Source organism: Microbacterium azadirachtae, from assembly GCF_000956505.1.
GTDB lineage: Bacteria > Actinomycetota > Actinomycetes > Actinomycetales > Microbacteriaceae > Microbacterium > Microbacterium azadirachtae_A.
In genome coordinates, this window is sequence record NZ_JYIX01000038.1 from 215,834 (window position 1) to 234,955 (window position 19,122).

The window sequence follows — 19,122 nt, forward strand, 5'->3', positions numbered from 1 at the left end:
GTCACGCCTCCGCGAGGGTCGCGAGGTAGCGGGCGTAGTCGGCGCGCTCCTCGTCGATCCCGGTGTGCGGCTCGGCGTACACGCCGTCGAACACCGCGAGCGGTCCGCGCGTGGTGAGACTGAGGCACGCGGCCCGCATCTGCATGGCCGCCTCGTCGGCCTCCGCCGCGAAGCCGGCGGCGATCTCGTCGGTGAGCGCGCCCTCGGCGCGCAACAGCGCCTCGACCCGCGCGAGCGGATCCTTGCCGCGCCAGTACTCTAGCTCCGCAGGATCCCGGTAGCGCGTGGGGTCATCGGCGGTCGTGTGCGGGCCCATGCGGTAGGTGACGAGTTCGAGGAATGCCGGAGATCCGCCACGGGCCTGCTCGAGGGCCCAGCGCGTCGCTGCGAACACCGCGAGCACGTCGTTGCCGTCCACGCGCATGCTGGGGATGCCGAAGCCGGGGGCGCGCCCCGCGATCGGATGCTGCGACTGCACGGCCACGGGCTCGGAGATCGCCCAGTGGTTGTTCTGGCAGATGAAGACGACCGGGGCGCGGTACGAGGAGGCGAAGATCATGGCCTCGTTCACATCGCCCTGGCTCGTGGCGCCGTCGCCGAAGTAGGTGACCGCGACCTGGTCGGAGCCGTCGTGAAGGATGCCGAGCGCGTAGCCGACCGCGTGCAGCGTCTGCGCGCCGATGATGATCTGCAGCGGAGCCATGTGCATCACGGCGGGGTCGTACGCGGCCCCCTCTTCGCCGCGCCACATGCGGACGTAGTCGCCGGGCTGCGCGCCGCGCGCCAGCATCACGCCGGTCTCGCGGTAGCTCGGGAAGACGACGTCATCGCTGTTGAGCGCGCGGCCGGAGCCGATCTGCGCGGCCTCCTGCCCCTGGCACGGGGCCCACAGACCGAGCTGGCCCTGGCGCTGCAGCGCCACGCCCTCACTGTCGAGCCGGCGCAGGACGATCATGTCGCGCAGCAGCGAGAGCAGCTGGTCGGACGTGACATCGGCGACGTAGGGGGTGAGACGCGTGTCGTTGCGGCGCCGACCGTGGGCGTCGATGAGGCCGGCGGGCTCGTCGAGCCCGATGCCGGTCACGGTGATCGGATCAAGGTGGGTTGACATCTTCGTCCTCCTCAGTGGACCCGCCCTCGTGGGGAGGATCCGGTGCGTCTTCGCTTGCCTTGAGCGTACGACCGCTTCACACGTCGCTCAAGCAACCGGCAGCACCCTGAGCATGTTGCCAACTAATGCCCTCTATCAGACTGCTAGCCTTTGGCAACATGGCAACCCTTGATCGCACCGATCTCGACATCCTCGAGATGCTCTCGGCCGACCCGCGCACGACGGTGGTCGCGATGGCCGAGAAGCTCCGGCTCTCCCGCAACACGATCCAGGCTCGCCTGGCCCGGCTGGACCAGACCGGGGTGTTCCTGCCCTATGAGCGCGCCTTCTCCCCCGCGGTGCTCGGCTACCCGCTGCAGGCCTTCGTGAGCATCGGCGTCCGTCAGACCGAGCTGCCCCGGATCATCGCCGAGCTGGCGCGGGTGCCGGAGGTGGTGCAGGCGCACGGCCTGAGCGGCTCGATCGATCTGCTCGCACTCGTCGCCTGCCGCGACGCGCGCCATCTCTTCGACACCGACGCCCGTATTCTCTCGATCGATGGCGTCGAGCGGACGGAGACGTCGCTCGCGATGGGCGAGGTCATCCCCTTCAGGGTCGGCGGTCTTATGGGGCTGGCACGGCGAGAGGCCGGAGGAACCGCCTGATCGTGCCCGCCGCTTCGGCCGGGGTCTCGTAGTGGATCAGGTGGCCGACGTGCGCGATCTCGACGAGCTCGGCGTCGGGGAACAGCGGCGCGAGCGCCCGCTCCGCCTCGATCGGGGTGATGTCGTCGCGCTGCGCGGCCACCAGCAGGGTCGGAACCGTGATGCGCGGGGCGTACTCGCGGACGTCGTGCGAGACGCTCGTGCGGAACGCCTGGCTGAGCACGTCGCGATCCGAGAACCGCGAGAAGTAGGTGTCGTGCTGATCGTGCACGAACCGGCGCAGTTCGGGATCCCGCGTCTTCGCCATCGCGATGCTCATCCCGCGCACGATGACCCTGTTCCGCAGGAGCTCCGTGCCGAGGGCTTCGGGAAGCCGCGCGCCGAGAGCGTAGTAGAGCATCGCGAGACGGGTCAGCACGGCCTTGGGGCCCTCCAGCGCCGGCGCCCCGATCGGGTTGACCAGGATCAGCCGCGGCGTCTCCAGCCCGCCGGCGACGGCAGCCGAGGCCACGATCGAGCCGAACGAATGGCCCAGGATCACGGCCCCCGGGGCGACAGCCGCGGAGAACTCCGTGAGCCACTGCGCGTAGGCCTCGATGTCGTGCACGCGGCCGGGAAGCGGCGTCGTCTCACCGAACCCGGGGAGGTCGGGCATGATCACGCGCACTCCTGGCAGATGCGCGACCACGGGCTCCAGCCCGTGGTGCTCGCCTCGGAACCCGTGCACCGCGAGCACGGTGAGTTCCGCATCATCGGGGCCGTAGACCCAGTACGCCGTGCGCCCGCCGAGGATTTCCGCCTCCTGGCGTCGCACCGGGATGCGATCCAGACGTGCGGCATAGGGAGAGGGCGCGGGCATGCTTCGAGTCTACGGGCGCGAACGACGCCGCCTGAGCGCACTGCCGCGCGCCGGAACCGGGATGTCGGGCCCTCGCCCTACGGTGGCGTCATGACCGATTCGACGCCGTTGCCGCCCTGGTTGACCCGCGTCGGAGTGTTCGACCTGGAGACCACGGGGATCGACGTCACGCGGGACCGCGTCGTCACCGCGCACGTCGGCGTGCTGGACCACCACGGCGCCGAGATCGCGGCGCGCACCTGGCTGGCCGATCCCGGAATCCCCATCCCCGCCGGCGCCACCGCGATCCACGGCATCACCTCCGAACGCGCGCACCGAGACGGCACCCCTGCCGCCCAGGTCATCGCGGGCGTCGTGGCCGCCCTCAGTTCCCTCCTCGACCAGGGCGTGCCCGTCGTGGCGTACAACGCCGCGTTCGACTTCTCCCTCCTCGCGCACGAGGCGCGACGACACAGGATCGCACCGCTGGAGAACCCCTCTCCGGTGATCGATCCGCTGATCATCGACAAGACCTACGACCGGTACCGCCCCGGCAAGAGGACGCTGGAGATCGTCGCCGCGCACTACGGGGTCGATCTGACCGGCGCGCACGACGCCTCGGCCGACGCCGTCGCGGCGGGCCGGGTCGCTCAGGCCCTGGCCCAGCGCTTCCCGCTGCCCCCGAGCGCCGGAGAGCTGCACACCCGCCAGATCGGCTGGGCTCGAGCGCAGGCTGCGAGCCTGACCGACTACTTCGTGCGGATCGGCCGGATCGAGCCGACCGAGCGCGTGGACGGCCGCTGGCCGGTCCGCGACGGCGATCCCGCCCGGCAGAACGCCCCTCTCGGATCCTTCTGACGACGGATCCGGATCCGGACCGGACGGCGTAGCCTGCAGGGATGAGAGAGACCCTGAACGCCGTGCTGGGCTGGGGCACGATCGCCCTGCCGGTCGCGCTCGGGCTCTATGTCCTGGGCTATGCCGCTTGGACGCTCTCTCATCGCCGGCCGCTCGAGAAGCGTTACGCCGGCGCCGGAGGAGGAATCGGCGGCGCGTTCGACAGCGTGTTCGCCCCCTCGTCGCTGGAGGCCGAGGCCGAACGCGACCGGCAGACCCGGCGGACCGCTCCGGCGCCCTCGCCCGGCGACCCGCCCTGGGGAATCGACGGGGACAGGATCCGGATCGACCTCTGAGCGGCACGCTCTGCACCATCACGCGGGTGCGCGGTAAAATGGACGGTTACCCGATGGAGGGAGACCCGATCGCCATGACGACCGACACCGAGCGCATCGAGGTCCTCGAACGCGAGATCGAGAGGATGCAGACCGTCATCGACTTCCTGCAGGTGACCTTCGCTCACGAGCCGAAGCGCAAGAATCGTTTCCGGCGCGTGATCCGCCATGCCGAGGGCAAGATCGACGGCATCCGATTCGCCCTCGAGACGATCCGGTCATCGCCGCCCGATCCCGAAGGACGTCCCTCCGCCTAGACAGCGGAAAGCCCCCGCCTCGATCGAGGACGGGGGCTTTCGCGACGGCGATTACTTGGAGGAACCGCCGAAGTTCTTGAAGCGCTGGTTGAACTTCTCGACGCGGCCGGCCGAGTCCATGATGCGCTGCTTGCCCGTGTAGAACGGGTGCGAGGCCGAGGAGATCTCGACGTCGATGACGGGGTACTCCACGCCGTCCAGCTCGATCGTCTTGTCGCTCGTGACCGTCGAACGGGTGAGGAACGTGTCGCCCGAACCGAGGTCGCGGAACACGACGGCCTGGTACTGGGGGTGGATGTCAGTCTTCATGGGATTCCTTACGTGGTGCCCTGGATTGTGCCAGGGGCGAGGGAAGTCTGTGGCGCAGAAAGCACCGAGGATCGATTCTAACAGATCACGCGGCGCGCGCCGCGTAACGGCCGTCGGCCCGGTCCAGCGAGATCGGCATGCCGAACGCGTCGCTCAGCGCCTCGGCCGTGAGCGTCTGCTCGATCGGCCCCGCGGCGACGATCGCGCCATCGCGCAGCAGCAGGACGTGCGTGAACCCGACCGGGATCTCCTCGACGTGATGGGTCACCATGACCATCGCGGGAGTCGTGGGCGACTGGGCGAATCCGCCGAGCAGGGCCAGCAGCTCTTCGCGCGCGCCGAGGTCGAGGCTCGCGCTCGGCTCGTCCAGCAGCAGCAGCTCCGGATCGGTCATCACGGCCCGCGCGATCTGCACGCGCTTCTGCTCGCCGTCGCTGAGCGTGCCGAAGTGACGCTCGGCGAGATGCTCCAGGTGCCACTGCTCGAGCACGCGCATCGCGCGGCGCTCATCGATCGACTCGTACGACTCGTTCCAACGCCCCATGACCGAGTACGCCGCCGTCATGACGGTGTTCAGCACGGTCTCGTCCGCGGGGATCCGGCGCGCCATCGCCGAGGAGGCGAAGCCGATCCGCGGGCGGATCTCGAACACGTCGGTGCGGCCGAGGGTCTCCCCCAGGATGTCGACGCGTCCCTGCGTCGGGTGCATCAGGGTGTCGGCGAGCTGGAGCAGCGTCGTCTTGCCCGCGCCGTTGGGTCCGAGCACGACCCAGCGCTGGTCGTCCTCGACGGTCCAGGAGAGGTGATCGACGATGTTGCGGCCGTCGCGGCGCACCACGACATCCGAGAATTCGAGGACGACAGACATGCCTTCAGCCTATCGGTCAGGCCGTGAGCTCCTCGTAGAGCGCCCTTGTCGTGTCGGCGATCGCGCCCCAGCTGAACTCGTCCGCCGCGCGACGTCGCCCCGCCTCGCCGTATGCCTTCGCCCGCGCGGGATCCGAGACGACCTCGGTCAGCACGGCGGCGAGATCCGAGACGTAGCGGTCCGGATCCACGGGCGTCCCCGTCCCGTCCTGCACCTGCTCGATCGGCACCAGCCGGCCGGTCACCCGGTCGTCCACGACCTCGGGGATCCCGCCCGTCGCCGTGCCGACGACCGCGGCGCCGCACGCCATCGCCTCGAGGTTCACGATGCCCAGCGGTTCGTACACCGAAGGGCACACGAAAGTCGTCGCAGCGGTGAGGATCGCGGACAGCTCGTGACGAGGCAGCATCCGCTCGATCCACACCACGCCCTGTCGCGTCGCCTGCAGGCCTCGGACCAGCTCCTGCACCTCGGCCATGATCTCCGGCGTGTCCGGCGCCCCTGCGCAGAGCACCAGCTGCACCTCTGGCGGCAGCAGCGCCGCCGCCCGCAGCAGGTAGGGCAGGCCCTTCTGCCGCGTGATCCGACCGACGAAGACCACGGACGGCCGCTCAGGATCGATGCCCTGCGCGCGCACGAACTCCGGGTCTTCGACCGGGTGCCAGGCCTCCACGTCGATGCCGTTGTGGATCACCCGTACCTTCGTCGGATCCACCTGCGGATAGCTGCGCAGGATGTCCGCGCGCATTCCGGCACTCACCGCGATGATGGCCGCCGCGTTCTCGTAGGCGAGCCGTTCGATGCCGCTCGAGACCGCATAGCCGCCTCCGAGCTGCTCCGCCTTCCACGGCCGCAGCGGCTCCAGGCTGTGCGCGGTGAGCACGTGCGGGATGCCGTGCAGCTGCGATGCGATGTGCCCGGCGAAGTTCGCGTACCAGGTGTGACTGTGCACCACGTCGGCGCCCGCGACGTCCGGCACGATGACCAGATCTGTGCCCAGCGTCTGCAGCGCCGCGTTCGCCGAGGCCAGTTCCGCGGGAGTTCGATAAGCCGTCACATCCTGTTCATCCCGCTCCGCGCCGAAGGCCCTGACCCGCACTTCGATGCTCTCTCGCAGGGCTTTCACGAGCTCGGCGACATGCACGCCGGCCCCTCCGTAGATCTCCGGCGGGTACTCCTTGGTGACGATGTCGACGCGCATGTCGTGAACGCTAGTACATGCATCGACGTGGCTCTATGGTGGACCCATGTCGGCACCAAAGAAGGTTTTCGGGATCATCCTCGCCGGCGGCGAGGGCAAGCGGCTCATGCCTCTGACGGCGGATAGAGCCAAGCCTGCCGTGCCCTTCGGAGGTCAGTACCGATTGATCGATTTCGCGATCTCCAACCTGATCAACTCGGGTCTGCGCCAGATCGTGGTGCTCACGCAGTACAAGTCGCACAGCCTCGATCGCCACATCTCGCAGACCTGGCGGATGTCCGCCCTGCTCGATTCGTACGTCACTTCGGTGCCGGCTCAGCAGCGCCTCGGCAAGCGCTGGTTCTCCGGATCCGCGGACGCGATCCTGCAGAGCCTGAACCTGATCCTGGACGAGAAGCCCGACATCGTCGTCGTCATCGGCGCCGACCACGTCTACCGCATGGACTTCACGCAGATGATCGAGGCGCACATCGCCTCGGGGGCGCGCGCGACCGTCGCCGGCATCCGTCAGCCACTCGCACTCGCCTCGCAGTTCGGCGTGATCGACATCGCGGATGGCGACTCGGGACGCATCAGCCAGTTCTTGGAGAAGCCCTCGGATCCGACGGGCCTCCCTGACTCCCCGCACGAGGTGCTCGCCTCGATGGGCAACTACGTGTTCGACGCGGACGCGCTCATCGAGGCCGTCGAGGCCGATGGCGAGCTTGCCGGATCCAACCACGACATGGGCGGCGACATCGTGCCCTATTTCGTGGGTCGTGGCGAAGCCGGCTTCTACGACATGAAGCAGAACGACGTACCGGGGTCCTCCCCGCGCGATCGCTCCTACTGGCGCGACGTGGGCACGATCGAGTCGTTCTTCGACGCGCACATGGACCTGATCTCCACGCTGCCGATCTTCAACCTCTACAACATGGAGTGGCCGATCCACTCGCAGGCGGTGAACTCGCCCCCGGCGAAGTTCGTGCGCGACTCGGTCGGCCGGATCGGCAATGCGATCGACTCGATCGTGTCGCTCGGATCGGTGCTCTCCGGCACGCATCTCGAACGCAGCGTGGTCGGACCGTGGACCCTCGCCGCCGGAGGCTCGACCATCACCGACTCGGTGCTGTTCGACGGAGTGAGAGTCGGCCAGGGCGCGCGCGTGCACAGGGCGATCCTGGACAAGAACGTGGTGCTGCTCGATGGCGCGACCGTCGGCGTGGATCGCGAGCGCGATCTCGATCGCGGCTTCACCATCACCGAGACGGGCCTGACCGTGGTCGGCAAGGGCGTGCGCATCGAGCGCTGAGCGCTCCTCGTCCCGGCCGTCACAGCGGCGGGGACGCGCTGATCCGGCCGCTACGCTCGTCGGGTGACCTCCGCGCGCTTCCTCGTCGTCCTCGATGCCGATTCCACGCTCATCCGCAACGAGGTGATCGAGCTCCTCGCCGAGGAGGCCGGCCGCCGGGCCGAAGTGCAGGCTGCGACCGAGGCGGCGATGCGCGGCGAGGTCGACTTCGCGACGAGTCTGCGCTCACGGGTCGGGGCGCTGACCGGCGTGCCCACGGCCGCGTTCGAGCGCGTGCGCAACCGCATCGAGCCCACTCCCGGCGTGCGCGAGCTCACCGCCGCGGTGCACGAGCGCGGTGGCGTGGTCGGCGTGGTCTCCGGCGGCTTCCACGAGATCCTCGACGCCGTCGCCCCCGCGCTCGGCGTCGACCGCTGGCGCGCGAACAGGCTCGAGATCGCGGGCGACGCGCTGACCGGGCGGGTCGACGGCGCCATCGTCGACGCCGCGGCCAAGGCGGCATCGTTGCGGGAGTGGGCCGCAGAGCTCGGTGTCGCGCCCCACGCCACGATCGCGATCGGCGACGGCGCGAACGATCTTCAGATGATGGCGGCGGCGGGACTCGGCCTCGCGTTCAACGCCAAGCCCGCCGTCCGCGCGGCGGCCTCGCTCGTGGTGGGCCCGGTCGACCTGTCCCAGGTCATCCCGCTGCTTCCCTGATCGCGCGTCCCTGGCTCCTGCGCCGGCGCCTTCGGGCCTGGCGCGCTGTCGGTGGCCCTGTCTAGCGTGGGGACATGGACATCATCCTCGTTCCCGGCCTGTGGCTCGACGCCGGCTCGTGGGCACCCGTGCTGGAGCCTCTGCGCGCCGCCGGCCACACCCCGCGGCCGCTGACCCTGCCCGGTGTGGGAGTGCCCGCCTCAGGTTCCGCCGACCTTCGCATGCACGACTGGATCGCGGCGGTCGTGGCCGCGATCGACGAGGCGCAGGGCGATGTTGTGCTGGTCGGTCACTCCGGCGGCGGCAACGTCATCTGGGGTGCGGTGGATGCGCGCCCGGAGCGCGTGCGCCGTGCGGTGTTCGTCGACACGGTGCCCCCGCCGAACGGCAGCGGAATCAGCGAGTTCCCGGTGGTCGACGGGGTCATCCCGTTCCCCGGCTGGGACTTCTTCGATGCCGGCGATGTAGAGGACCTCGATGCGCAGACCAGGGCGGCGACCGCCCGCACCGCGCTGAGCGTTCCCGCGCAGGTGCCGACGGATCCGATCGCCCTGACGGATCCGCGTCGCTACGAAGTGCCGGCGACCCTGCTCATGGGTTCGCTCACGCAGCCCGAGCTCGAGGGATACATCGAGCAGTGGGGCTCCTACGGTGACGAGTACCGCAGCATCCGCGATGCCGAGGTCGTGCGGATCGGCTCCGGGCACTGGCCGCAGTACTCGGCCCCGGATCGGCTCGCGGAGCTGCTGGTCGCAGCTGTGCGCTGACGCGACCGGTCAAAGGCCGTGTGCCGGTGTACCTCTGCGCGCTGGCGTGCTGTCGATCGCTGCGAGCCGAAGGATCGCCTGCGCTCAGTGCCCCATGCCGAGGCCGCCGTCGACCGGGATCACGGCGCCCGAGATGTACGCGGCGTCATCCGAAGCGATCCACGTGACCACGCCTGCCACCTCGTCCGCGGAGGCGAAGCGTCCTGCCGGGATGCTCGCCTTGTACTGCTTCTGGGTGTCCTCGGGGAGCTCGGCGGTCATGTCGGTCTCGATGAAACCGGGCGCGACGACGTTCGCAGTGATCCCACGCGCCCCGAGCTCGCGGGTGAGGGAGCGGGCGAAGCCGACGAGAGCGCTCTTGGACGCGGCGTAGTTGATCTGCCCGGCGGAGCCGTAGAGGCCGACCACGCTGGAGATGAGGATCACCCTGCCGAAACGCGCCTTGAGCATCCCCTTCGAGGCGCGCTTGACGACGCGGAAGGATCCGCCCAGGTTCGTCGACACCACGCTGTCGAAGTCGTCCTCGCTCATCCGCAGCAGCAGCGTGTCCTTCGTGATGCCGGCGTTCGCGACGACGATCTCGACGGGACCGAGCTTCTGCTCGACCTCCGTGAACGCCGCATCCACCGCGGCCGCGTCCGTGACGTCGGCCCGCACCGTGAGCGTCCCCTCGGGCCCTTCGCCGCTGCGCGCGGTGACGGCGACGCGGTAGCCGTCACGCACGAAGCGCTCGGCGATCGCGCGGCCGATGCCGCGGTTTCCGCCGGTGACGAGGACGACGCGATCAGTGCTCATGCAGGGCTCCCAAGAAATCGAGGTGTACGGCTCGCAAGCCTATCGAGCCGATGTGGCGGCAGGAATTGACACGGCCCTGAGAGCACGGAAATCTTTGTGTTGACCCAGGAGGAACAGTCATGAGCAACGACAACGGCGGTATCCCGCCCCAGGGGCAGCAGCCCCCCGCATATCCGGGCGCCCCTGTGCCCCCGCAGCAGCCCGCCTACCCGTCCGCCGCGCCGGAGCCGCAGGCCCCGGTTCCGCCGGCCCCCGCGTATCCGGCTGCCGCGCCGCAGCAGCCGGCCGCCCCGCAGCAGCCCGGCTACCCGGCCCCGGCCGCGCAGCAGCCCGCCGCACCGGCCTATCCGGGCGCCGCTCCGACCGCCCCCGGCTATCCGGCGCCGGCGTACGCGCAGCCCTACGGCCAGCCGTACGCCGCACCGCTGAAGTCGAACGGTCTCGCGATCGCCTCGATGATCTGCGGCATCGCGAGCGTGCTGTTCTGCTGGGTGTACCTCATCCTGCCGCTGGCCCTCGGCCTGGCGGCGGTCATCATGGGACACATCTCGCTCAAGAAGATCAAGAACGATTCGACGCTCGGCGGCAAGCCGCTCGCGCTCACCGGCCTCATCACCGGTTACGTCGGAATCGCCCTCGGCGTCATCATCGGCGCCTTCCTGATCTTCGCGATCATCTACGCCGTCTCGGTGAGCAACAGCTACGGCTACTGAGCGCCCGTGAGGTCACGGCGGCGTAGGCTGGAGTCATCGTGAGAAGGACTCCAGACGCCGCTGTGACCTCCCTGCCGCGCGCACCGCGCGACGAGGCGAGGGACCGTGTGCGCCATTACGTCATCACGATGTCGATCCGCATGGTCTGCTTCATCCTGATGTTCGTCGTCCAGCCGATGGGCTGGTGGACCTGGGCGTTCGGCATCGCCGCCGCGGTCCTTCCGTACATCGCGGTCGTCTTCGCGAACGCCGGAGACGACTCCGTCCCGACCAGCGTCGAGTCGCCCCGCATCCAGATAGAGGCGGCCGATGATGCGCCCCCGCCTGCGCCGAGCGATCCGCCGGTGATCACGATCTCCGAGACCGCCGCGCACCCCGCCGAGCCGCGCTCGTGATCGCTCGCGAACCCGCCTTGAAGTGCTCACGTGCAGGCTGCCGCTCTGCGGCGACGCACCGCATCGTGTGGCGCAATCCGCGCATCCACGGTCCAGAGCGGGAGAAGATCTGGCTCGCGTGCGACGAGCACCTGCGCTTCCTGTACGACTACCTGCGCGCCCGGGAGTTCCCGGCCCGCATCGACGACGCCGTGGGCGAAGGCGAGGGCGAACCCGAATGATGCGTCAGCGCCTGCTCCGATGGAGCGCCTACCTCGCCGTCGCGATCGTGTTCGCAGTCGTGTGCGCCTATCTCTCGAACTGGCAGTTCTCCCGCAACGACGGCCGCCAGACCCAGCTCGAACTGGTGCAGCAGAACTACGACGCGAAGCCCGTCCCGCTCGGTCAGCTGCTCTCCCCCGGTGGGTCGCTCGCGGAGAAGTCACAGTGGCACCCCGTGTCGCTGAAGGGGCAGTACGAACCCTCCGGACAGCTGCTGGTGCGCAACCGTCCGCACGGCGGCACCAGCGCCTTCGAGGTGCTCGTACCGTTCCGCACGGACGATGGGCGCGTCTTCATCGTCAACCGCGGCTGGGTCATCGCCGGAGACGGATCCGATGTGCCCACCTCGGTCCCGGCGCCTCCCACGGGCGAGGCCACCGTCATCGCGAGGCTGCGCCCGGCGGAGCCGCTGCCGCCGTCCGGCCGCGGTGCCCCGGAGGGCCAGGTGCCCAGCATCAACCTCGCGCTGGTGGCGGACAAGATCGGCGGCGGGGCCGCCGTCGACACCGGGGCCTATGGCGAGCTCGTGAGCGAGTCCCCGGCTCCTGCCACGCGTCCGCACGCGTTCGAAGCCCCCTCCGACGATCCAGGGCCGTTCCTGTCCTACGCGATCCAGTGGATCCTGTTCGCGATCATGGGCTTCATCTTCATCGGGTACGTGATCCGCACCGAGATCATCAAGCACCGCGACGAAGCGGCGGGACGCCCACCGCGCGAGCCCCGTCGCCGTCGCGACCGCGACATGGACGACGAGGATGCCCTGCTGGACGCCGTCCAGCACTGACCTCCCCGCCCCGCACATACCGCGAGACTCCATCTGGGCGACGAGACTGCGGCATTCGCATGCAGTCTCGTCGCGGAGATGGAGTCTCGCGGATAAGAAGGCCGGAACGAGCTCGGCGCGGGTCAGGCGAGCTCGATGAGGTCCTGGTAGTCCTTGGACCAGATGTCCTCGACGCCGTCGGGCAGGATCAGCACGCGCTCCGGGTTGAGCGACTCCACCGCGCCGGGATCGTGCGAGACGAGGACGACCGCGCCCTCGTAGTGCGCGAGCGCGCCGAGGATCTCCTCGCGCGACGCGGGGTCGAGGTTGTTCGTGGGCTCGTCGAGCAGCAGCATGTTCGCCGCCGAGACGACGAGCGTCGCGAGCGAGAGACGCGTCTTCTCGCCGCCGGAGAGCACCCCGGCGGGCTTGTGCACGTCCTCCCCCGTGAACAGGAAGGATCCGAGGACCTTGCGCGCCTCGGTCTCGTTGAGATCGGGCGCGGAGGACATCATGTTCTCCAGCACAGAGCGCTTCACGTCCAGGTTCTCGTGCTCCTGCGCGTAGTAGCCGACCTTGAGGCCGTGACCCGGCTCGAGCTGTCCCGTGTCGGGCTGATCGACACCCGCCAGGATCCGCAGCAGCGTGGTCTTGCCGGCACCGTTCAGGCCCAGCACCACGACCTTGGAACCGCGGTCGATCGCGAGGTCGACGTCGGTGAAGATCTCCAGCGAGCCGTACGACTTCGACAGGCCCGACGCCATGAGTGGCGTCTTGCCGCAGGGCGCGGGCTTCGGGAAGCGCAGCTTGGCGACGCGGTCGACCTGGCGCACCTCCTCGAGACCCGAGAGCAGCTTCTCCGCGCGCGCCACCATCTGGTGCGCGGCGGCGGCCTTGCTGGCCTTCGCGCCGAAGCGGGCGGCCTGCTGCTGCAGCGACGTCGCCTTCTTCTCGGCGTTGGCGCGCTCCTTCTTGCGGCGCTCCTCGTCGGCCACGCGCTGGCGGAGGTAGTTCTTCCAGTTCATGTTGTAGATGTCGATCATCTGGCGGTTCGCGTCCAGGTAGAACACCCGGTTCACGGTCTCACCGACGAGCTCCACGTCGTGGCTGATCACGATCAGCCCGCCCCTGTACCCCTTGAGGAACTCGCGCAGCCACACGACGCTGTCCGCGTCGAGGTGGTTCGTGGGCTCGTCGAGGATCATCGTCTCGGCGTCGGAGAAGAGGATGCGCGCGAGCTCGATGCGACGGCGCTGTCCGCCGGAGAGCGTCTTGAGCTGCTGGTCGAGGATGCGGTCCGGCAGCGACAGGTTGTGGGCGATCGACGCCGCCTCCGCCTCCGCGGCGTATCCGCCCATCGCCTCGAAGCGCTCAGTGAGGTTGCCGAACTGGCGCATGGCCTTCTCCGCGACCGCAGGATCGTCGGAGCCCATGAGCTCGGACGCCTCACGGATCCGCAGGGTCAGGGATCCGAGTCCGCGGGCGTCCAGGATCCGGGTGCGGGCCAGCATCTCGGGGTCGCCGGTGCGCGGGTCCTGCGGCAGGTAGCCGAGCTCCCCGCTGCGATCGACCTTGCCGTTGGCGGAGATCAGATCCCCCGCCAGCACCTTGGTCAGCGTGGTCTTGCCGGCGCCGTTGCGGCCGACGAGGCCGATCTTGTCGCCGTCGGCGACGCGGAAGGACACGTTCTCCATGAGGAGGCGCGCTCCCACGCGGATCTCGAGGTCGTGCACGGCGAGCACAGCGGACGTCCGTTCTTCAGAAGGGGGTGAGCGGCCGGATGGCCAGCCTCCCAGTATAGGACGCACGACTGAACCGGATCTGCGCGTCCAGGCGGACGACCGCGTCGACCGCGTCGCTCTCGACGGCGTCAGCCCAGCCCGCGCGCGGCGAGGGCCTCCCCCACGGCGTCCGCGTGCTGCAGCGTGCGGACCAGAAGCGGCACCGCCATGCGCGGCCCCAGGCGCACGCCCCGCGCCTCCTGGGCCTCTCGCACAGCGTTCACGAAGCCGCCCACGACCGGCACCATCGTGATGGTCAGCGACAGGATCAGCGCGACGGCATCCGTATCCACGCCGAGCGGCTGCAGTGGGCGCAGCATCCTCCCGATCGTCGCCATGAGCGCGCTCATCGAGGTGGACCGGGTGACGAGTTCCGCGAGCAGTAGGAGGACGACGACCCGGCCCGTGTTCACGATCGCCGCCGGCACGCTCACGAAGATCACCAGCGCGACGCCGAGGAGGAGGATGAGCCAGCGCAGCCGCCACCACGCCTGCCCGAGCGCGCGCACGTCGAACCCCGCGAGCAGGAACAGCACGCTGACCATCAGGACCGCCCCGATGATCGGCAGGACGGCGCCAGGCGTCGCAGGCACGAACGAGAGCCCGAGCGCGATCGCGGCCAGCAGCGCGAGCTTCACTCCGGCGGGCGCCCGGTGCAGGAACCCGGATCCGGGTCGGTAGAGCGAGATCATCCGCGGATCCTCACGCGCAGGCCTGCAGGTACGCCGCGATCACGTCGTCCGGAGCGCCCTGGGCGAGGACACGTCCCTCCTCGACGAGCACGGCGTCGTCGCAGCGCCGGGCGAGGTCGAGGTCGTGCGTCACCAGCACGAGCGGCACGTCGAGCTCGTCCAGCAGCGCATCCCCGATGCGGCGGCTGTTGCGCAGATCGAGGCGCGTGGTCGGCTCGTCGGCCACCACGAGCCGCGGGCGGCCGATGAGCACGGAGGCCAGCGCGAGCAACTGCTTCTGGCCTCCGGAGAGCTCCGACGCGGGAGCGTCCCGGAAGGCGCCGAGGCCGCACAGCGCCAGGGCTTCGTCCACCCGCACCGCGCGCTCGTCGGCGGGGACGCCGCGCAACGACAGCGCCAGATCCTCGGCGGGCGTCGGCATCAGGATCTGGGCCTCCGGATCCGCGAACACGAAACCGACCCTGCGTCGGATCTCACGCACGTCCCGCGCCGGATCGAGTCCGCCGACGCTCACCGTGCCCGCCGTCGCGACGTGCAGCCCGTTCAGCAGCCGGGCCAGACTCGACTTCCCGGATCCGTTCGCGCCGATCACAGCTGTCCGGCGCGCTGTCAGCCGCAGAGACACGTCGTCGAGGATGGTGCGCTCGTCGACGCGCAGCGAGACGGCGCGCAGCTCGATGTCAGGCGACACGCGCGGCCGTCTGCCGGAACGCCCGCGGGTAGGCGCGCTGCAGCGCGCCGCACAGCACCGTGGCGAGGGCCGCCTTGAGGAGGTCGCCCGGGAGGAACATGAGACTCGACAGGGCCGTCGGGCCGAGCGGCACCCCGGTGACCAGCGCCTGCACGGGGATCCCGAACAGGTACACGACCCCGATGCCGCCGAGCACCGCGGCGAGACCCGCGCGCCACCAGGTGACGCCCCGGGACCCCAGGATCAGGCCGATCACGACGACGCCCGCGACCCACCCCAGAAGGTAGCCCGCGCTCGGACCGACGAAGACACCCAGCCCGCCGCGTCCGCCGGCAAGCACGGGGAGCCCTACCGCCGCGAGGGCGAGCACGACCAGCACGGAGAGCGGCGCGAGACGCGGACCGAGGATGAGTCCTGCGAGCATCACGCCGAGGGTCTGCGCCGTGATGGGCACTCCCCCGGGCAGGGGGACGATCACCAGCCCCAGAGCGATGATGAGCGCCGCGAACACGGCGATGCGGGCGGCGTCTGCGCCCCACGGGCGGGAGGTCGAGGTCATGGGATCCCCTTCGGATCTGGGACGGAGCGGCGGCTCGGGTATGGCCACTCGTCTCCTGAACAGTGTTCACCTGAACGGCGTTCAGTATACTCATGCCCATGACCCCCGCACGCACCGGACGCCACGATCGCGAACACATCGTCGGTATCGCGCTCGACCTGCTCGACCGCTACGGCCTGCCCGACCTCACCATGCGGCGCCTGGCGACGGAGTTGGAGGTGCAGCCCAGCGCCCTGTACTGGCACTTCGACAGCAAGCAGGACCTGCTGGCGGCCGTGTCGGACCGCATCCTCGCGCGCATCCCCGCTGCGGAGCCGGGCGCGGACCTCCTCGTCGCGGCGCATGCGGTGCGAGACGCCCTGCTCTCTTACCGAGACGGCGCCGAGGTCGTGCTGAGCTCCGCCGCCCTCCGCCCCGGCCGGTCCCGCGCGGAGGACGCCCTCCGCGCGGCATTGCCGACCGCGCTCCCCGACGCCGGCCTCGCGGCCACGGCGGTGCTGCAGTTCATCCTCGGCCACACCACGCTCGTGCAGCAGCGCATGCACGGCGAGAGTCACGGCGCGGCGGACTCCGCCGTCGACCCGGCCGACGGTGAGGACGCGGCCGTGTTCGCGGCGGGGATCGCGCTGCTCAGCCGCGGCGCGGGTCTGACACCGATGCTGCGCTGACGGCATCCGCGTCGATCGCGCCAGGGCCGTCGCCGATCCGCAGCCCGGGGATCGACGCGACCAGCAGGACCGCCGCCGCCAACGCGAAAACGACGGGGAAGCCCGACCCGGTGAACGGAAGGCTCACGAACAGCAGCCCCGCGACCGCGATCGTGACCGCCGAACCGGTCGCATCCGAGATCGAGAGCGCCGAGGAGTTGAACCCCTCGTCGGCCGGGGTCGAGTACGCGAGGGTGAGCACCGTGAGACGCGGGTAGAGCAGGCCCATCGCGCCGCCCGCGATCCCCCACAGCACGACGACGGCCCAGGGCAGTGCATGAGTCGACGCGACCACGGCGAGGCCGAGGAAGGCGATGAGGAGGAGCGCCGCGCTGATCACGACCATCCGGCGGCTCCCCAGTTGCTCGCCGTACCGGCCCTGCACCGCGGAGGCGCCCGACCAGGCGAGGGCCGCCGCGGTGAGAGCGAGGCCGGCGATCGTCGGGCTGAAGTCGAAGCGCTCCATGAGCATCTTCGGCACGTAGGCCTCGGCGGCGAAGAATGCACCAGCGACGAGGCCGCGCATCAGCACGACGCTCGGGAGCCGCGGCGCCGCGCGCAGCGATCCCGCCGGCAGCAGCGGCTTGATGGCGAACGCGATGACGACGATCGAGACGAGGGCGAGCGGCCAGCCGATCGCCGGAGCGGCGTCCGCCGCGAACCCGACGGCGACGGCGGCGATCGCCACGACGACGGCGAGGATGATCCGCAGACCGATCCGGCCGCCGTCCGGTGCGGCGGCCTGCTGATCCGGGGAGGCGTCGGGGTGCGCGTTCAGATCCACGGCGCGCAGCCGCACGATGACGAGGATGAACGCGATCACCGTCAGCACGGCGACCCCGAGGAAGGTCCACCGCCAGTGCAGGTACTGCGCGACCGCACCCGCGAGGAATGGGCCGATCATCGAGGGCACCACCCAGGCCGCGGCGAAGGCGGCGAAGATCCGGCCGTGCAGCTGCGGCGGGTACACGCGGGCGACGACGACGTAGAGCGCGACGGTCTGGCCGCCCGCGCCGAGCCCCTGGATGAGCCGGCCGAGGATCACGACGTACATGTCCGTCGCGACGCCCGCGATCAGCAGACCGGCGATGAACAGCACGACTGCGGTGTAGAGCGGCGCTCTCGGACCCGAGCGGTCGCTCCACGCCCCGGCGACGACCATGCCGATCACGCCCGTGGCCAGTGTTCCGGCGAAGGCAACCGCGTACAGCGCCTCGCCGTGCAGGTCCGCCGCGACCAGGGGCATGACCGTGGTCACCGCCAGCGCCTCGATCGCACCGAGGAAGATCAAGACCACGGATCCGACGGTGATGCCCAGGCGATGCCGGTCCCAGATCGTGGCGACGGGCAACCCGCCGCTCACCGCTGCACCAGCGCCGCGATCCGCAGCACGGCCTCGGTCAGCACCTCCGGCGCACAGCCGAGATTGATGCGCACGTGCCCGTTGCCCTCTGCACCGAACGTCGGGCCGCGGTTGAGCGCCACCCTGGCCTCGCGCAGGATGCGCCCTGCGGGGTCGTCGCCCCAGCCGAGGTCGCGCAGGTCGACCCAGGCGAGATAGCCCGCATCGGGCAGGCGATAGCGCGCTTCCGGGATGTGCTCGGCGAGCAAGCGGCCGAGAAGGCGCCTGTTCTCATCGAGCGCGACGAGAAGAGCGTCCAGCCAGGAGTCGCTTGCGGGATCCCACGCGGCCACGGCCGCCAAAGCGCCGAAGAGCCCCGTGCGCCATTCCACCTCCGGCGGCAGCGCGCGCACCACGGCGGCGGTCTGCTCGCTCGCCGTCACCATGACCGCGCATTTGAGCCCGGCGAGGTTGTACGCCTTGCTCGCGCTCGTGACTGTGTAGCCGACCTCCTCCGCGAGCGGCGACGCCGCCAGGAACGGCGTGTAGTCGACGCCGGGCTGCACGAGCGGCGCATGGATCTCGTCGCTCACGACCACAGCCCCGTGCGCGGCCGCGAGCTCGGCGAGCCGCGCGAGCACCGCGCGGCTGTGCACCGTGCCGGTCGGGTTGTGCGGGTTGCACAGCAGCACGGCGCGCGCACCGCCCTCGAGTGCTCGCTCAATGCCCTCGAGATCGAGGACCCAGGACCCGTCGACGTCGAGGAGCGGCACCCGCTCCACCACGCCTCCGGCCTCCTCGACGCAGTCGAAGAAGGGCGGGTACACCGGCGGCGCCACGATCACGCGATCTCCCGGTGTGAGGACCGCACGAAGGATCTCGACCACGCCCATCATCACGTCGCAGGTGGACCGGACGCGGGCGGGCTGCACGCTCCAGCCGAACCGGCGCTGAGCGAAGACGACGAAAGCGTCCCGCAGCCCGGGGTCCGGCGGGGTGTACCCGGTGTCGCCGAGCTCGACCGCCTCGTGCAGGCGCGCGGTGATCGCATCCGCCAGCGGGAAGTCCATCTCCGCCACGAACAGCGGCAGCACGTCCTCCGGATACGAGCGCCATTTGGTGCTGGTACGACGGCGGAGCTGATCGAGCGGCAGCGCCTCGAGGGCTGCGGTGCGGGCGGCGATGGTCACCGTTCGAGCCTATCGA

24 protein-coding genes are annotated in these 19,122 nt (G+C 70.1%); 12 read left to right on the forward strand and 12 right to left on the reverse strand.

The window, feature by feature from the left end:
* Position 1: 1 nt before the first annotated feature.
* The gene (locus RS86_RS15485; protein WP_045273147.1) at positions 2-1,111 is read right to left on the reverse strand and encodes a thiamine pyrophosphate-dependent enzyme; all 1,110 of its coding nucleotides are present in this window, start codon (positions 1,109-1,111) and stop codon (positions 2-4) included.
* A 158-nt stretch (positions 1,112-1,269) separates the two neighbouring features.
* On the opposite strand from RS86_RS15485, the gene RS86_RS15490 reads away from it, so the two are divergent.
* Positions 1,270-1,755: an Lrp/AsnC family transcriptional regulator gene (locus RS86_RS15490; protein ID WP_045273148.1), complete on the forward strand. Its 486-nt coding sequence runs from the start codon at positions 1,270-1,272 to the stop codon at positions 1,753-1,755.
* On the opposite strand, the gene RS86_RS15495 is transcribed toward RS86_RS15490, so the two are convergent.
* Positions 1,715-2,614: an alpha/beta fold hydrolase gene (locus RS86_RS15495; protein ID WP_045273149.1), complete on the reverse strand. Its 900-nt coding sequence runs from the start codon at positions 2,612-2,614 to the stop codon at positions 1,715-1,717. The two genes, RS86_RS15490 and RS86_RS15495, sit on opposite strands and share 41 nt — an antisense overlap.
* Positions 2,615-2,704: 90 nt before the next feature.
* Between RS86_RS15495 and RS86_RS15500 the strand changes: the two genes are divergently transcribed.
* The 3 genes from RS86_RS15500 to RS86_RS15510 all read left to right on the forward strand — a co-directional run bounded on the left by RS86_RS15500 (position 2,705) and on the right by RS86_RS15510 (position 4,082).
* Complete coding sequence (locus RS86_RS15500; protein ID WP_045273150.1) at positions 2,705-3,451, forward strand: 3'-5' exonuclease; 747 nt, start codon at positions 2,705-2,707, stop codon at positions 3,449-3,451.
* 41 nt (positions 3,452-3,492) lie between these two features.
* The gene (locus RS86_RS15505) at positions 3,493-3,786 is read left to right on the forward strand and encodes a hypothetical protein (RefSeq protein WP_045273151.1); all 294 of its coding nucleotides are present in this window, start codon (positions 3,493-3,495) and stop codon (positions 3,784-3,786) included.
* Positions 3,787-3,860: 74 nt separating this feature from the next.
* Positions 3,861-4,082 (forward strand): hypothetical protein, encoded by a 222-nt coding sequence (locus RS86_RS15510; RefSeq protein WP_152642202.1) that lies wholly within the window; start codon positions 3,861-3,863, stop codon positions 4,080-4,082.
* A 51-nt stretch (positions 4,083-4,133) separates the two neighbouring features.
* Here RS86_RS15510 and RS86_RS15515 read toward each other — a convergent pair whose 3' ends face one another.
* The 3 genes from RS86_RS15515 to glgA all read right to left on the reverse strand — a co-directional run bounded on the left by RS86_RS15515 (position 4,134) and on the right by glgA (position 6,460).
* Complete coding sequence (locus RS86_RS15515) at positions 4,134-4,391, reverse strand: type B 50S ribosomal protein L31 (protein WP_045273153.1); 258 nt, start codon at positions 4,389-4,391, stop codon at positions 4,134-4,136.
* Between the two features lie 85 nt (positions 4,392-4,476).
* Positions 4,477-5,259, reverse strand: coding sequence for an ABC transporter ATP-binding protein (locus RS86_RS15520; RefSeq protein WP_045273154.1), 783 nt, complete (start codon positions 5,257-5,259; stop codon positions 4,477-4,479).
* A gap of 16 nt (positions 5,260-5,275) precedes the next feature.
* Positions 5,276-6,460 (reverse strand): glycogen synthase, encoded by a 1,185-nt coding sequence (glgA, locus tag RS86_RS15525; RefSeq protein WP_045273155.1) that lies wholly within the window; start codon positions 6,458-6,460, stop codon positions 5,276-5,278.
* A 46-nt stretch (positions 6,461-6,506) separates the two neighbouring features.
* On the opposite strand from glgA, the gene RS86_RS15530 reads away from it, so the two are divergent.
* The 3 genes from RS86_RS15530 (at position 6,507) to RS86_RS15540 (ending at position 9,217) form a co-directional block, all read left to right on the forward strand.
* A complete protein-coding gene (locus tag RS86_RS15530) occupies positions 6,507-7,751 on the forward strand; it encodes a glucose-1-phosphate adenylyltransferase (RefSeq protein ID WP_045273156.1) in 1,245 nt (414 codons plus the stop codon).
* A 63-nt stretch (positions 7,752-7,814) separates the two neighbouring features.
* Entirely contained in the window at positions 7,815-8,450 is a 636-nt protein-coding gene (serB, locus tag RS86_RS15535; RefSeq protein ID WP_045273157.1) for a phosphoserine phosphatase SerB, read from the forward strand.
* A 74-nt stretch (positions 8,451-8,524) separates the two neighbouring features.
* Complete coding sequence (locus tag RS86_RS15540; protein ID WP_045273158.1) at positions 8,525-9,217, forward strand: alpha/beta fold hydrolase; 693 nt, start codon at positions 8,525-8,527, stop codon at positions 9,215-9,217.
* Between the two features lie 84 nt (positions 9,218-9,301).
* On the opposite strand, the gene fabG is transcribed toward RS86_RS15540, so the two are convergent.
* A complete protein-coding gene (gene fabG / locus RS86_RS15545; protein ID WP_045273159.1) occupies positions 9,302-10,012 on the reverse strand; it encodes a 3-oxoacyl-ACP reductase FabG in 711 nt (236 codons plus the stop codon).
* Positions 10,013-10,131: 119 nt separating this feature from the next.
* On the opposite strand from fabG, the gene RS86_RS15550 reads away from it, so the two are divergent.
* The 4 genes from RS86_RS15550 to RS86_RS15565 are packed head-to-tail and all read left to right on the forward strand — an operon-like array spanning position 10,132 to position 12,165.
* Positions 10,132-10,725, forward strand: coding sequence for a DUF4190 domain-containing protein (locus tag RS86_RS15550; protein WP_052680309.1), 594 nt, complete (start codon positions 10,132-10,134; stop codon positions 10,723-10,725).
* Between the two features lie 38 nt (positions 10,726-10,763).
* Positions 10,764-11,120, forward strand: coding sequence for a DUF3099 domain-containing protein (locus RS86_RS15555; RefSeq protein WP_045273160.1), 357 nt, complete (start codon positions 10,764-10,766; stop codon positions 11,118-11,120).
* Entirely contained in the window at positions 11,117-11,341 is a 225-nt protein-coding gene (locus RS86_RS15560) for a hypothetical protein (protein ID WP_045273161.1), read from the forward strand. The genes RS86_RS15555 and RS86_RS15560 overlap by 4 nt, the downstream gene beginning before the upstream one ends.
* Positions 11,338-12,165 carry an SURF1 family protein gene (locus RS86_RS15565; protein ID WP_045273162.1) on the forward strand — a complete coding sequence of 276 codons (828 nt, stop codon included), beginning with the start codon at positions 11,338-11,340 and terminating at the stop codon, positions 12,163-12,165. The genes RS86_RS15560 and RS86_RS15565 overlap by 4 nt, the downstream gene beginning before the upstream one ends.
* A 122-nt stretch (positions 12,166-12,287) precedes the next feature.
* Here the strand turns inward: RS86_RS15565 and RS86_RS15570 are convergent, their stop codons facing one another.
* The 4 genes from RS86_RS15570 to RS86_RS15585 form a co-directional block, all read right to left on the reverse strand.
* Positions 12,288-13,886: an ABC-F family ATP-binding cassette domain-containing protein gene (locus tag RS86_RS15570; protein ID WP_045273163.1), complete on the reverse strand. Its 1,599-nt coding sequence runs from the start codon at positions 13,884-13,886 to the stop codon at positions 12,288-12,290.
* Positions 13,887-14,014: 128 nt separating this feature from the next.
* The gene (locus tag RS86_RS15575; protein ID WP_045273164.1) at positions 14,015-14,617 is read right to left on the reverse strand and encodes an energy-coupling factor transporter transmembrane component T family protein; all 603 of its coding nucleotides are present in this window, start codon (positions 14,615-14,617) and stop codon (positions 14,015-14,017) included.
* A gap of 10 nt (positions 14,618-14,627) precedes the next feature.
* The gene (locus RS86_RS15580) at positions 14,628-15,308 is read right to left on the reverse strand and encodes an energy-coupling factor ABC transporter ATP-binding protein (protein ID WP_200892822.1); all 681 of its coding nucleotides are present in this window, start codon (positions 15,306-15,308) and stop codon (positions 14,628-14,630) included.
* Positions 15,298-15,867, reverse strand: a complete 570-nt coding sequence (locus RS86_RS15585; protein WP_045273165.1) for a biotin transporter BioY — start codon at positions 15,865-15,867, stop codon at positions 15,298-15,300. The genes RS86_RS15580 and RS86_RS15585 overlap by 11 nt, the downstream gene beginning before the upstream one ends.
* Before the next feature lie 98 nt (positions 15,868-15,965).
* Between RS86_RS15585 and RS86_RS15590 the strand changes: the two genes are divergently transcribed.
* Positions 15,966-16,535, forward strand: a complete 570-nt coding sequence (locus RS86_RS15590; protein ID WP_045273166.1) for a TetR family transcriptional regulator — start codon at positions 15,966-15,968, stop codon at positions 16,533-16,535.
* Here the strand turns inward: RS86_RS15590 and RS86_RS15595 are convergent.
* Both RS86_RS15595 and RS86_RS15600 read right to left on the reverse strand, forming a co-directional pair.
* On the reverse strand, positions 16,498-17,937 hold the full coding sequence (locus tag RS86_RS15595; RefSeq protein ID WP_045273167.1) for an MFS transporter: 1,440 nt from the start codon (positions 17,935-17,937) through the stop codon (positions 16,498-16,500). The genes RS86_RS15590 and RS86_RS15595 overlap by 38 nt on opposite strands.
* Positions 17,934-19,106: a MalY/PatB family protein gene (locus RS86_RS15600; RefSeq protein ID WP_235281796.1), complete on the reverse strand. Its 1,173-nt coding sequence runs from the start codon at positions 19,104-19,106 to the stop codon at positions 17,934-17,936. The genes RS86_RS15595 and RS86_RS15600 overlap by 4 nt, the downstream gene beginning before the upstream one ends.
* Between the last annotated feature and the right edge of the window lie 16 nt (positions 19,107-19,122).